At 72.2% G+C, this 13,595-nt stretch carries 3 protein-coding genes and 2 pseudogenes; 4 read left to right on the top strand and 1 reads right to left on the bottom strand.

Annotated features, from left to right (window positions below):
- Window positions 1–4: 4 nt before the first annotated feature.
- The 4 genes and pseudogenes from ACFYWM_RS24440 to ACFYWM_RS24425 all read left to right on the top strand — a co-directional run.
- Window positions 5–826: a hypothetical protein gene (locus ACFYWM_RS24440; RefSeq protein WP_389917753.1), complete on the top strand. Its 822-nt coding sequence runs from the start codon at window positions 5–7 to the stop codon at window positions 824–826.
- A complete protein-coding gene (locus tag ACFYWM_RS24435) occupies window positions 823–3,906 on the top strand; it encodes an amino acid adenylation domain-containing protein (protein WP_389917752.1) in 3,084 nt (1,027 codons plus the stop codon). Before ACFYWM_RS24440 ends, ACFYWM_RS24435 begins: the two co-directional genes overlap by 4 nt.
- A 40-nt stretch (window positions 3,907–3,946) precedes the next feature.
- Complete coding sequence (locus tag ACFYWM_RS24430; RefSeq protein ID WP_389917751.1) at window positions 3,947–10,288, top strand: amino acid adenylation domain-containing protein; 6,342 nt, start codon at window positions 3,947–3,949, stop codon at window positions 10,286–10,288.
- Window positions 10,285–13,074, top strand: a pseudogene (locus ACFYWM_RS24425) (amino acid adenylation domain-containing protein); the annotation flags it as partial. The gene ACFYWM_RS24430 and the pseudogene ACFYWM_RS24425, both read left to right, overlap by 4 nt.
- A 234-nt stretch (window positions 13,075–13,308) precedes the next feature.
- On the opposite strand, the pseudogene ACFYWM_RS24420 reads toward ACFYWM_RS24425, so the two are convergent.
- Window positions 13,309–13,368: pseudogene (locus ACFYWM_RS24420) on the bottom strand (hypothetical protein); the annotation flags it as partial.
- Between the last annotated feature and the right edge of the window lie 227 nt (window positions 13,369–13,595).

Raw genomic sequence — 13,595 nt, 5'->3', positions numbered from 1 at the left:
GATCATGAATCTGGTAACCAACTGGACGACGCTCAAAGAGTCAGACTCGGCGGATCTCGTTCTCTGTGTCGACTTCACCGGAACCGGCCGTGCCGAGGCGGGCTTCTCCACCCTGGTCGCCCGGATGGACCTCGACGCGACCTTCTGGCACGTCGACCCGCCGGGGCTCGCGCCCGGCTCGGGCGTCGACGGGCCGGGCTACCTCGGCTCGTGGCTTCCGCCGATCATGGCGGGCGGCCGGAACGTCACCGCGGTCCTGGGCTACTGCGTGGGCGCCGTCTACGCGGGGGAACTCGCCACCCGGCTCGCCGAGGTGCAGGAGCGGGCACCCGCGCTCGTCGTCTTCGATCCCGAACCCATCACCCTGGAGAACATCTACTTCCAGTTCGGCAAGGTCTTCGACATCCTCTCCTCGATCCTCACCCCGGAGGACGTCGTCGCGACCCAGGAGGCGATGGACCGGCTGATCGGGCAGGAGGGGGTCACGGTCGGGCGCTACGCCGACCATCTCTACGGCACCTTCAGCCAGATCGCCCACAACGCCTTCGAGAGGGCGGGGCTCGACATGGAGTACGCCGAGGAGATGCTCGGCACGTTCAGCGCCTTCCTGTCCTACATGAGCCTGGCCGACCAGTTCGACCCGTGGGGCAACTGGCGGAAGGCCGTCGCGGTGAGCTCGTCCACCCCGCACAACGGGCTGAACAGGCTGCGCGACACCGCCCCCGGCCCGCTGGTGGCCGAGGAGCTCAGGTTCGAGGAGACGCACGCCGAACTGTTCAGATCCGACGAGATCGCCCGGGCCGTCACGAAGGTACTGGAGAGATGACCATGAAGCAGATGCTGGGTGAGCGGGCCACGCGCAAGGAGCAGGCGCTGTGGATGCTCGAAGAACTCGTCCCCGGAACCGGGGTCAACAACCTGAGCGTGGCCTTCGGCGTGGCGGGAGGGCTGCGGCGCCCCCTCCTGCTGGAGGCGGTCAACCGCCTGCTGTACCGCCACGAGATCCTGCGGACGGTGTTCCGCGTCGAGGCCGAGGGGATGATGCGGCAGGTCCTGACGCCCGAGGAGATCGACCTCCGCATCGAGGAGGGCGGTCCCGGGGCGACGCGGCAGTGGCTGACGGGGTTCCTCGCCCGGCCGTTCCAGCCCGAGGGCGAGCCGCTGGTGCGCGCCGCGGTCATCGAGGAGCCGGGGGGCGAGGTCTACTGCCTGGCGATCCACCACTCGGTCTTCGACGGGCTGTCGGCGGCACTGCTGCTGAACGAGCTCATCACGCTCTACAACACTCTGGCCGCGGGTGGCGTGCCCGAGTCCACGGTCGTCCAGGCCTGGGAGGAACCGGCCGCCGACCCGCGCAGCGCGGACTTCTGGCGCGACAAGCTGGCCGGGTTCAGCGCCGCCGAGCTGGACCTGTGGTGCGAGAAGCCGGAGGCCTCCCAGACCACGCTCGCGGGCGACATCATCAACTGGGAGCTCTCTCCCGCCGCGCGCAGGGCGGCCCGGCAGATGCAGCGCGAGCTGCGCGCGCCGGAGTCCGTCATCCTCATGGCGGCGTACGGCGTGCTGCTGGCCGCCCACGGCGCGGGCCCCGACCTCACCATCGGCTCGCCCGTCAGCGTCCGCTCACCCGAGGCCGGCCTGGCCATCGGCTACCACATCAACGTCCTCACCCTGCGTACGCGGGTCGACTGGGAGCAGAGCTTCCGCACGTACGCGCGCCTGACGCGCCGCACGTTCATGGAGGCCATGGCGCACGCCGACTATCCCGTCGACGACATGATGGAGCTCGTCTCGCGCGACGGCTGGCGCAACAACCTCTTCCGCCACACCTTCAACTACATCCCGGCCGACCTCGGCGCCGAGTTCACCCTGGACGGCGCGCGGGCCGAGCAGGTCGTCGTCGAGAACGGCTACAGCAAGTTCGACCTGGAGTTCTTCGTCACCTCCACCCCCGAGACGATCAGGATCAGGACCGCGTTCTGCGTGGACGTGCTCGACCGGACCGACGTTGAGCTGCTGCTGGCCCGTTTCGACGAGATGCTCGTCACGCTCGCCGAGCAGCCCGACAGGCCGCTCGGCGAGGCGCCCGTCTGGTGCTACCAGGACCGGGCGGCCATCGAGATGGCCAACGCCACGGAACGCACCGTGACGCCCGCGACCGTGCTGGAGATGATCGCCAACCGGGTGTCGGGCGCGCCCGCCGAGGACACCGCCGCGGTCCTCGACGGCGACCGCGGCGTCGGCCTCCGCCGGTTGTGGGCCGCCGCCGAGGCCACCCGCGACCGGCTGGCGGAGGCCGGGGTCGGCGCGGGCGACGTCGTCGCGCTGCTGGCGCGGCGCGGTCCCGAGCTGGCCGCCGCGGCGATCGGCGTGTGGCTCGCCGGGGCGGCCTACCTGCCGCTCGAACCCGACCACCCCGAGCAGCGCCTCGACTACCAGCTCGACGACTCCGGCGCCTCGGTGGTCCTCGCCGGGGAGGGGATCATCGTTCCCGGCGACCGTACGGTGCTGTCCCTCGTCCCGGTCGACTCGGTGAGGCCGGTGACCGGGAAGGTGCTGCCGTCCAGCCCCGTCTCGCCCGGAGACTGCGCGTACCTGATCTACACCAGCGGTTCCACCGGGCTGCCGAAGGGGACGCTGATCGACCACCGCGCCCTCGCCAACCTGATCGCGCACTTCGCGCACCAGCTGGCGGTGGACGCCGACGACACCGTGCTGTGGCTGACCACGTTCAGCTTCGACATCTCCGCGCTGGAGCTGTTCCTGCCCCTGACGGCGGGCGCGCGGCTCGCCGTCGCGCCCGACGACGCCCGCACCCAGGGCGAGCCGCTCGCCGAGGCGCTGCTCCGTTACGACATCTCCGTCGTCCAGGCCACGCCGACCACCTGGCGGCTCGTCATCGACCAGGTCTCCGGGCTGCTGGCCGGCCGCCGCGTGCTGTGCGGCGGCGAGCCGATGCCCGCCGTACTGGCCAGGCAGCTCACCGTCACCGGGTGCGAGCTCTACAACGTGTACGGCCCGACCGAGACCACGATCTGGTCCACCGCCGGGCGGATCGACCCCGCGAGCGACCGCGTCGACGTGGGCGTGCCGATCGCGAACACGAAGGTGTACGTGGCCGACCCGCACGGCAGGCCGCTGCCGATCGGAACCCGCGGGGAGCTGTGCATCGCGGGCGAGGGGCTGGCCATCGGCTACCACGACCGTCCCGAGCTCACCTCGGAGCGGTTCGGCACGCACGCCTGGTACGGCCGTTTCTACCGCACCGGCGACCTGGCCCAGTGGACCGGGGACGGCAAGCTGGAGATCCTCGGCAGGCTCGACCGCCAGATCAAGCTGCGCGGCAACAGGATCGAGCTCGCCGAGGTCGAGGGCGTGCTGCTCACCCACCCGGAGGTCCGGGCGGCGGCGGTCGTGGTCGTCGGCGACCCCAGCGCCGACGCGGTCCTGTGGGCGTTCGTGACGGCCCCGGGGAATCCCAAGGTGACCTCGGAGCTGTGGGAGCACGCCAGCTCGTCGCTTCCCTACTCGGCGACGCCGCAGGAGTACGTCGTCCTGGACTCCTTCCCGATGACCGGCAACGACAAGGTGGACTACCCGGCGCTGCGCCGGCTCGCCACCGAGCTGCGCGCCGCCGCGGCCGGCCCGGAGGAGGCCGACCTCGCGGTGAGCAGCGGCGACGACCTGACCGACTCGCTGGTCCTGCTGTGGCGGGCGATGCTCAACCGCACCGACCTGGGGCCGGACAGCAACTTCTTCGCCGTGGGCGGGCACTCGCTGCTGGCCGTGAAGCTCCTCCAGGAGATCAAGCGGGCGACCCAGATCCGGCTCAAGCTCAAGGACATCTTCGAGGAGCCGACACCCGCGGGCCTGGCCCGCAGGCTGCACGCGACCACCACCGGCTGAACCGCCTCAGACACGATACGAAGGTTGGGCTCTCGTTGTGATGGAAGAAACCGCAGTCGCCGCCCTGACGATGGAGTCGATGCGCGCGGACGTCGCCGACCAGCTCGGCATCGCCCCCTCCGAAGTCGGCGACGACGACGACCTGGTCAGCCTCGGCCTGGACTCGCTCCGGGCCATGCGGCTGGCCGGGCGCTGGCGGCGCGCGGGAGCCCGTATCGTCTTCGCCGAGCTGGCGGAGGAGCTGACGCTCGCCGCCTGGTGGTCGCTGGTCGGCTCGCGGCTGTCGCCCGCCGTCCCGGCCTTCCCGGCCGGGCGGGAGCGGGACGTGGACGAGACGGCCCCGTTCCCGCTCACCCCCGTACAGCTGGCCTACTGGATCGGCCGTGGGGACGGCCAGGTCATCGGGGGCGTGGGCTGCCACGCCTACCTTGAGTTCGACGGTTTCGGCGTCGACCCGGCGAGGCTGGAGGAGGCCGTACGCGCCCTGATCGACCGGCACGGGATGCTGCGCGCGACCTTCCACGACGACGGCACGCAGCAGATCATGGACACCAGCCCGTGGCCGGGCCTGACCGTGCACGACCTGTCGGAGCTCGGCGAGGAGGCCGCCGGGCAGGTGCGGGACCGGCTGTCGCACCGGCGGTTCGACGCCTCCCGCGGCGAGGTCTTCGACGTCCAGCTGTCGCTGCTGCCGGGCGCCCGCTCCAGGGTCCACTTCGAGGTGGACTTCCTCGTCGCCGATGTGCTCGGCCTCCAGATCCTGATGAAGGACCTGGCGTGTCTCTACCTGGATCCCGGGTACCCGCCCGCGCCGCTGGCCTGCTCGTTCCCCCGGTATCTCGCGGCGCGCGACGCGGAGCGCTCCCGGGAGCACGCCAGGGACCGGGAGTACTGGCTCGGCCGCCTGCCCGACCTGCCCGGCGCGCCGAGGCTGCCGCTCGCGCTCGACCCGGCCATGATCGCCCGGCCCCGGTTCGTCCGGCGCGAGAGGTGGCTCTCCCTCCCCGCCTGGCAGCGGGTCCAGGAGCGGGCCCGCGCGCACGGGCTCACCCCGGCCATGGTGCTCGCCGCCGCCTACTGCGAGGTCCTCGCCGCCTGGAGCGGCGAGCCGCGCTTCCTCGTCAACGTGCCGCTGTTCGACCGTGACGACACCGTCCACCCCGACGTGGCCGGAATGGTGGCCGACTTCACCAACCTGATCCTGCTCGCCGCCGACCTGTCCGAGGAGCTGCCGTTCGCGGAGCGCGCCAGGACGCTGCAGGCCAGGTTCCGTACCGACGCCCGGCACACCGGCTACTCCGGCGTCGAGGTGCTCCGCGACCTCGCCCGCGACGGGGAGCACACGGGAGCGCCGGTCGTCTTCGCCTGCAACCTGGGCACCGAGCTGATCGTCCCCGCGGTCCGCGAGGCGTTCGGCGAGCCGGGATGGATGATCACCCAGACGCCGCAGGTCTGGCTCGACAACCAGATCAACGAGTACGAGCACGGCCTCCACCTGGCCTGGGACGCGGTGGAAGAGCTGTTCGCGCCCGGCGTGCTGGACGCGATGTTCGACGCGTACGGACGGCTGCTGGAGTGGCTGTCGGAGGGCGACTGGTCGGCCCCGGCCCCGGTCGGCCTGCCGATGGAGCAGGAGTTCGTCCGCGAGCAGGTCAACGACACGTCCGGGCCGCTGCCCGAGAGCCTGCTGCACGCGGGCTTCTTCACCTGGGCCGGTCACGAGCCCGACCGCACCGCCCTGATCTCGGACGGGAATCGGGTGACCTACGGGGAGCTGGCGGATCGGGCGTTGCGGGTGGCGGGGTCGTTGCGGGCCCGGGGTGTGGGCGCGGGTGACGCGGTGGGGGTGGTGTTGCCCAAGGGTGTGGATCAGGTGGTCGCGGTGCTGGGGGTGCTGGCGGCCGGTGGGGTGTACGTGCCGGTGGGGGTGGACCAGCCGACGGCGCGCCGGGAGTCGATGCTGGCGCGGGCCGGGGTGGTGCGGGTGCTGACGGAGATACCGGCCGGTGAGCGGCTGGTGGCTCCGGTGGGGGTGTCGCCGGATGCGACGGCGTATGTGATCTTCACCTCCGGTTCGACGGGAGTGCCGAAGGGTGTGGAGGTCTCGCATCGGGCGGCGTTGAACACGGTGGCCGACGTCAACGAGCGCTTCGGAGTTGGCCCCGGGGATCGAGTGCTGGCGGTCTCGGCGCTGGACTTCGACCTGTCGGTCTACGACGTGTTCGGGTTGCTGTCGGCGGGCGGCGCGGTGGTGCTGGTCGCAGAGGACGAGCGCCGCGACGCACAACGGTGGGCGCAGTTGTGCGTCCTGCATGGGGTGACGATCTGGAACAGCGTCCCGACGCTGCTGGAGATGTTGCTCTCAGCGGTGGATCGGGTCCCCCCACGGTTGCGGGTGGCGTTGGTGTCGGGTGACTGGGTGGGGTTGGATCTGCAGGCCCGGCTGGCCACGGGTAGCGGTGGCCGGTGCCGCCTGGTGGCGTTGGGGGGTGCGACGGAGGCGGCGATCTGGTCGAACGTGTGGGAGGTGGCCCACGTCCCGGCGCACTGGACGTCGGTACCGTACGGGTTCCCGCTGCGTAACCAGCGTTTCCGGGTGGTCGATGGCCGGGGTCGTGACTGCCCGGACTGGGTGGCGGGCGAGTTGTGGATCGGCGGCGCCGGAGTGGCAAAGGGCTACCGGGGTGATGCGGAGACCACGGCGGCCAAGTTCGTGGAGTACGCCGGAAGCCGTTGGTATCGGACCGGGGACCTGGGCCGGTACTGGGCCGACGGCACGCTGGAGTTCCTGGGCCGTGTCGATCATCAGGTGAAGATCCGGGGTCATCGGCTGGAGCTGGGCGAGGTCGAGGCCGTCCTGGAGGCGAGCCCGCAGGTGAACCGGGCGGTGGTGGTCGCGGTGGGCGAGCGTCGCCAGCGTCGCCTGGCCGCGTTCCTCACCCCGGCCGACGCCGACCCCGACAAGGTGCGCGCCTTCCTGACCGACCGCCTCCCGGCGCACGCGATCCCGCCGACCATCACCACCCTCGATCACCTGCCCCTCACCCCCAACGGAAAGGTCAACAGATCCGCCCTCGTCTCCTTCGCGGAGGACACGCCGGTGAGCGAGGAGGGGGAGGCGCCGATCGGCGCGGCCGAGGTCCTGCTCGCCGAGGTCTGGGCCGGCCTGCTCGACCTGCCCGCGGTGCACCGCGCGGACAGCTTCTTCGCCCTCGGCGGCGACTCGCTGCTCGCCACCCGCATGATCGCGCGGCTGCGGTCGGCGGGCGTCACCGACGCCAGGCTCACCCTGCTGTTCGACTCGCCGGTGCTCGCCGACTTCGCCGCGACCCTCACCCTGGACGAGACGCTCGCGCCCGCCCCGGTGCTGAGCGCCGACCTCGAACACCGCCACGACCCGTTCCCGCCGACGGAGGTGCAGCGCGCCTACTGGCTCGGCCGCGCCGAGCACTTCACGCTCGGCGGCGTCGGCTGCCACTTCTACACCGAGTTCGACGGCGACATCGACCTCGACCGGCTGCAGACCGCGTGGAACCTGCTGATCGAGCGGCACGAGATGCTGCGCGCCGTCTTCGACGCGGAGGGGTTCCAGCGCATCCTGCCCGAGGTGCCGCGCTTCTCGATCACCATGGTCGAGAGCGCCGAGCGGCTGCGCGAGCAGATGTCGCACCAGGTGTTCGACCCGGCCACCTGGCCGCTGTTCGACGCGCGGGCCGCGCGGCACGAGGGCCGCGTCCGGCTGGGGGTCGGCTTCGACAACATCATCATCGACGCGTTGAGCACGATGGCCTTCTTCGCCGAGCTCGACCTGCTCTACCGCGACCCCGCCACCGTGCTCCCGCCCCTGGAGGTGTCGTTCCGCGACTACGTGCTCGGGATGGTCCCCGACCGCGCGGTCTTCGAGGCGGCCAAGGAGTACTGGGGCCGCCGCCTGCCCGAGCTGCCCCCCGCGCCGCGACTGCCGCTGCGCGTCGATCCGGCCATGATCGACCGGCCCCGGTTCGTCCGCCGCGAGGTCAGGATGGACGCCGAGCGCTGGGGCCGCGTCTCCGACCTGGCCAGGAAGCACGACCTGACCGCCTCCACGGTGCTGGCGGCCGCCTTCGGCGAGATCCTCTCCGCCTGGAGCGCCCAGCCGGAGCTGACGCTCAACCTCACGCTGTTCGACCGGCGCGAGGTGCACCCCGACATCCACCGCGTCCTCGGCGACTTCACCTCGCTGATGCTCGTCGGCTATCGGTCGGGATTGGGCTGGCTGGAGGGCGCGCGCCGCCTGCAGGAGGAGGTCTGGCGCGGACTGGAGCACGGCGAGGTCTCGGCCGTGTGGGTGATGCGCGAGCTGGCCAGGCGGGCCGACTCGATCGAGATGACCATGCCCGTGGTGTTCACCAGCATGCTCGGCGTCTCCGACGGCGGCACGCTCGGCCCCTCCTTCGCCGAGCAGGTCTGGGGGGTGTCGCAGACCCCGCAGGTGTGGCTGGACTACCAGGTGGCGGAGGTCGACGGTGAGCTGCTCGTCCGCTGGGACGCGGTGGAGGAGCTGTTCGCGCCCGGCGTGCTGGACGCGATGTTCGACACGCATCTGAGCCTGCTGGAGTGGCTGTCGGAGGGCGACTGGTCGGCCCCGGCCCCCGTCGGCCTGCCGGTGGAGCAGGAGCTCGTCCGCCGCCGGGCCAACGACACCGTGGGCCCCGTACCGGACGGCACCCTGCACGAGGCGTTCTTCGCCCGCGCCGCCGCCGAACCGGACCTGCCCGCCCTGATCTCGGACGGGAATCGGGTGACCTACGGGGAGCTGGCGGATCGGGCGTTGCGGGTGGCGGGGTCGTTGCGGGCCCGGGGTGTGGGCGCGGGTGACGCGGTGGGGGTGGTGTTGCCCAAGGGTGTGGATCAGGTGGTCGCGGTGCTGGGGGTGCTGGCGGCCGGTGGGGTGTACGTGCCGGTGGGGGTGGACCAGCCGACGGCGCGCCGGGAGTCGATGCTGGCGCGGGCCGGGGTGGTGCGGGTGCTGACGGAGATACCGGCCGGTGAGCGGCTGGTGGCTCCGGTGGGGGTGTCGCCGGATGCGACGGCGTATGTGATCTTCACCTCCGGTTCGACGGGAGTGCCGAAGGGTGTGGAGGTCTCGCATCGGGCGGCGTTGAACACGGTGGCCGACGTCAACGAGCGCTTCGGAGTTGGCCCCGGGGATCGAGTGCTGGCGGTCTCGGCGCTGGACTTCGACCTGTCGGTCTACGACGTGTTCGGGTTGCTGTCGGCGGGCGGCGCGGTGGTGCTGGTCGCAGAGGACGAGCGCCGCGACGCACAACGGTGGGCGCAGTTGTGCGTCCTGCATGGGGTGACGATCTGGAACAGCGTCCCGACGCTGCTGGAGATGTTGCTCTCAGCGGTGGATCGGGTCCCCCCACGGTTGCGGGTGGCGTTGGTGTCGGGTGACTGGGTGGGGTTGGATCTGCAGGCCCGGCTGGCCACGGGTAGCGGTGGCCGGTGCCGCCTGGTGGCGTTGGGGGGTGCGACGGAGGCGGCGATCTGGTCGAACGTGTGGGAGGTGGCCCACGTCCCGGCGCACTGGACGTCGGTACCGTACGGGTTCCCGCTGCGTAACCAGCGTTTCCGGGTGGTCGATGGCCGGGGTCGTGACTGCCCGGACTGGGTGGCGGGCGAGTTGTGGATCGGCGGCGCCGGAGTGGCAAAGGGCTACCGGGGTGATGCGGAGACCACGGCGGCCAAGTTCGTGGAGTACGCCGGAAGCCGTTGGTATCGGACCGGGGACCTGGGCCGGTACTGGGCCGACGGCACGCTGGAGTTCCTGGGCCGTGTCGATCATCAGGTGAAGATCCGGGGTCATCGGCTGGAGCTGGGCGAGGTCGAGGCCGTCCTGGAGGCGAGCCCGCAGGTGAACCGGGCGGTGGTGGTCGCGGTGGGCGAGCGTCGCCAGCGTCGCCTGGCCGCGTTCCTCACCCCGGCCGACGCCGACCCCGACAAGGTGCGCGCCTTCCTGACCGACCGCCTCCCGGCGCACGCGATCCCGCCGACCATCACCACCCTCGATCACCTGCCCCTCACCCCCAACGGGAAGATCGACAGATCCGCCCTCACCACCACCCTCGAACCCCCGCCCGAGGACGATCCGCCACGACCGGGAACGGAACGGCGGCTCGCCGAGATCTGGACGGAACTCCTGGAGATCCCGGAACCGGGCCGCAGCCAGAGCTTCTTCACCCTGGGAGGCGACTCGCTGCTCGCCACCCGCTTCGCGGAGATCGCCAGGCGGCGGCTCGGCGTGGAGGTGACCCTGCGGCGCTTCTTCGCCGCCCCCACCATCGCGGACTGCGCGCTGTCGATCGACGACGACAATGACACGGAAGAGGGCGTGCTGTGACCCAGGCCCAGGCACCTGCCGTACGCGGACTGATCGCCGACATGGAGTCGGCGGGGATCAGGTTGTGGGAGGAGGAGGGACAGCTCAGGTTCCGCGCTCCCAAGGGGGCGCTGACCGAGGACCGGCGTGCGGCCCTGCTGGACGCCAAGCCGGAGATCATCGAGCAGCTGCGCCGCGAGACCGCGTCGGAGACCGTGCGCCCGGAGCCGGAACGGCGCCTGGACCCCTTCCCGCTCACCGACATCCAGCAGGCGTACCTCGTCGGACGCAACGACGCGTTCGGCTACGGCGGCGTCGCCTGCCACGGCTACGTCGAGGTCGCCTTCGCCGAGCTCGACGCGGACCGCGTGCAGGCCGCCTGGCGGACCCTGATCGGCCGCCACGACATGCTCCGCGCCGTGATCCATCCGGACGGTCACCAGAACGTCCAGGCGGAGGTCCCCGGCTACGAGGTCCGGGTGGCCGACCTTCGCGGCGCCGACCCGGAGGAGGGCCTCGCCGCGATCCGCGAGGAGATGGCGCACAAGGTCTACCCGCCGGGTGCCTGGCCGCTGTTCGAGCTGCGGATCACCCACACCGACGGCGCGTCCCTGCTGCACGCCTCGATCGACCTGCTCATCGCCGACTACGTCAGCATCCAGCTGCTGCTCGCCGAGCTGCACCGGTTGCTCGACGACCCGGAGGCCGTCCTGCCGCCGCTGCCGCTCGGCTTCCGCGACTGCGTGCTCGGCCTGCGCTCCCAGCGCGAGAGCAGCCGGTACGACCGGGACCGCGCCTACTGGTGGGCCAGGATCGACGACCTGCCCCCCGCGCCCGAACTGCCCGCGCTGGGCCAGGACGCGGGCGCCAGGTTCACCCGCTGGGAGGCCACGCTGGAGCCGGGGGAGTGGGCGCGGCTCCGCGCCCGCGCGAGCGCGGCGGGCGTCACCCCGTCGCAGGCCGTGCTCGCCGCCTACGCCGAGGTCATCGGGCGATGGAGCCGCAGGCCCGCGTTCACCCTCAACCTGACGCTGCTCGACCGCCCGCCGCTGCACCCGCGGATCGACGAGGTCGTGGGCGATTTCACCTCGCTCGACCTCCTCGCCGTCGACACCACGCCGGACGCTCCGTTCGCCGACCGCGCCGCCGCCATCGGCCGACAGCTCTTCACCGACCTGGAACACCGCCGCTGCGGCGGCATGGAGGTCATCCGCGAGCTGGCCCGCAGGCGGGGCAGGGCCGCCGGCCTGATGCCCGTGGTGTTCACCAGCGCCATCGGCATCGGCCGGGACGAGGCCGAGCACGGCATGCCGGTGTACGGCATCAGCCAGACCCCCCAGGTGTGGATCGACTGCCAGGTCAAGGAGTACGGCGGGGCGCTGCTGATCAACTGGGACGTCCGCGAGGGGGTGTTCCCCGACGGGCTCGTGGACGACATGTTCGCCGCGTTCACCGCCCTGCTCGGCCGCCTGACGGAGGAGGAGACCTGGGCGTGCGCCTCGCCCGTCGAGCTGCCCGACGTCCAGGCCCGCCGCCGCGACCACGTCAACGACACCGTCGCGCCGCTCCCGTACGGCCTGCTGCACGACGAGGTCGTGGCCCAGGCCGGACGTACCCCCGGCCGGACCGCCGTCGTCGGCGACCGCTCGCTGACCTACGGCGAGCTGCTGGTACGGGCGTGGGGGGTGGCGCGGGCGCTGCGCGAGGCGGGGCACGCACCCGGCGAGATCGTCGCCGTGGTGATGGACAAGGGCGTCGAGCAGGTCGTGGCGGTGCTGGGCACGCTGCTGGCCGGGGGCGTGTACCTCCCGGTCGACACCGGCCAGCCGCCGGGCAGGCGCGACCGCATCCTCGCCGACGCCTCGGCGCGGCTGGTGCTCACCCAGTCATGGCTGGCCGAGGGCGGCTGGATCGCGGTCGACACCCTGGAGCCCGCGCCCCCGGGCCCCGCGGTCGAGCGGCACCCGGACGAGCCCGCCTACGTCATCTACACCTCCGGCTCGACCGGGACGCCCAAGGGCGTGGTGATCAGCCACCGGGCGGCGCGCAACACCGTCGACGACATCGGCGCCCGCTTCGGCGTCGGAGCCGAGGACCGCGTGCTCGGCCTGGCCAACCTGGGCTTCGACCTGTCGGTCTACGACATCTTCGGCCCCCTCGCCACCGGCGCCGCCCTCGTGCTGCCGGACGCGCTGCGCAGGGGGGACCCCTCCCACTGGGCCGCGCTCGTCGCCGAGCACGGGGTCACGGTCTGGAACTCGGTACCCGCGCAGCTGCAGATGCTGGAGCACTACCTTGAGGCGGAGACACAGGTGGAGCTGCCGTCGCTGCGGCTCGCCCTGCTCTCCGGCGACTGGATCCCGGTGGCGCTCCCCGGCCGGATCCGGCGACGGCTGCCCGGCCTGGAGCTGGTCAGCCTGGGCGGGGCGACCGAGGCCGCGATCTGGTCGATCTACCACCCCATCGGCACGGACCTGCCCGGCTGGGCCAGCGTCCCGTACGGCAGACCGCTCGCCAACCAGAGCTTCCACGTCTACGACGCGAGCATGCGGCCGAGCCCCGACTGGGTGCCCGGGGAGCTGTACATCGGCGGCGCGGGCGTGGCGCTGGGCTATCTCGGCGACGAGGCCAGGACCGCCGAGCGGTTCGTCCACCATCGCGGCGAGCGCCTCTACCGCACCGGAGACCTGGGCCGGTACCGGCCGGACGGGAACATCGAGTTCCTCGGCAGGGAGGACTCCCAGGTCAAGATCCGGGGCCACCGCATCGAGCTGGCCGAGGTCGAGGCCCACCTGCAGGCCCACCCGGCCGTCGCGGCCGGCACCGTGATCGTCGACGGTGACCGCGCCCTCGACCGGCGCCTGATCGCCTTCGCGCAGGCCGCCCCCAAGCAGCGGGAGGAGGCAGTACCGCACGTCGGGGCGGCGGCGAGGGAGGCGGCGGACGCGGCGACGGCCGGTGTCGACCTGCCACGGGTGATCGCGGTGGCCGAGACGCTCGACGAGATCGCGCTGGCGTCGATGGCGGCCGCGCTGCGCGCCTCAGGACTGTTCACCCGCGAGAACGGCGCCCGCGAGAACGGCGCCCGCGAGAACGGCGCCCGCGAGAACGGCGCCCGCGAGAACGGCGCCCGCGAGAACGGCGCCCGCGAGAACGGCGCCCGCGAGAACGACGCCCGCGAGAACGACGCCCGCGAGAACGACGCCCGCGAGAACGACGGGCACGAGAACGACGGGCACGAGGGCGACGCTCACGAGGGCGACGGGCATCAGGACGGCGGGCATCAGGACGGCGGGCACGAGGCGGCCGAGATCCTGGAGATCGCGCG

It is taken from the genome of Streptosporangium sp. NPDC002721 (genome assembly GCF_042888905.1).
Classification (GTDB): domain Bacteria; phylum Actinomycetota; class Actinomycetes; order Streptosporangiales; family Streptosporangiaceae; genus Streptosporangium.
This window is presented reverse-complemented; position numbering and strand designations above follow the sequence as displayed.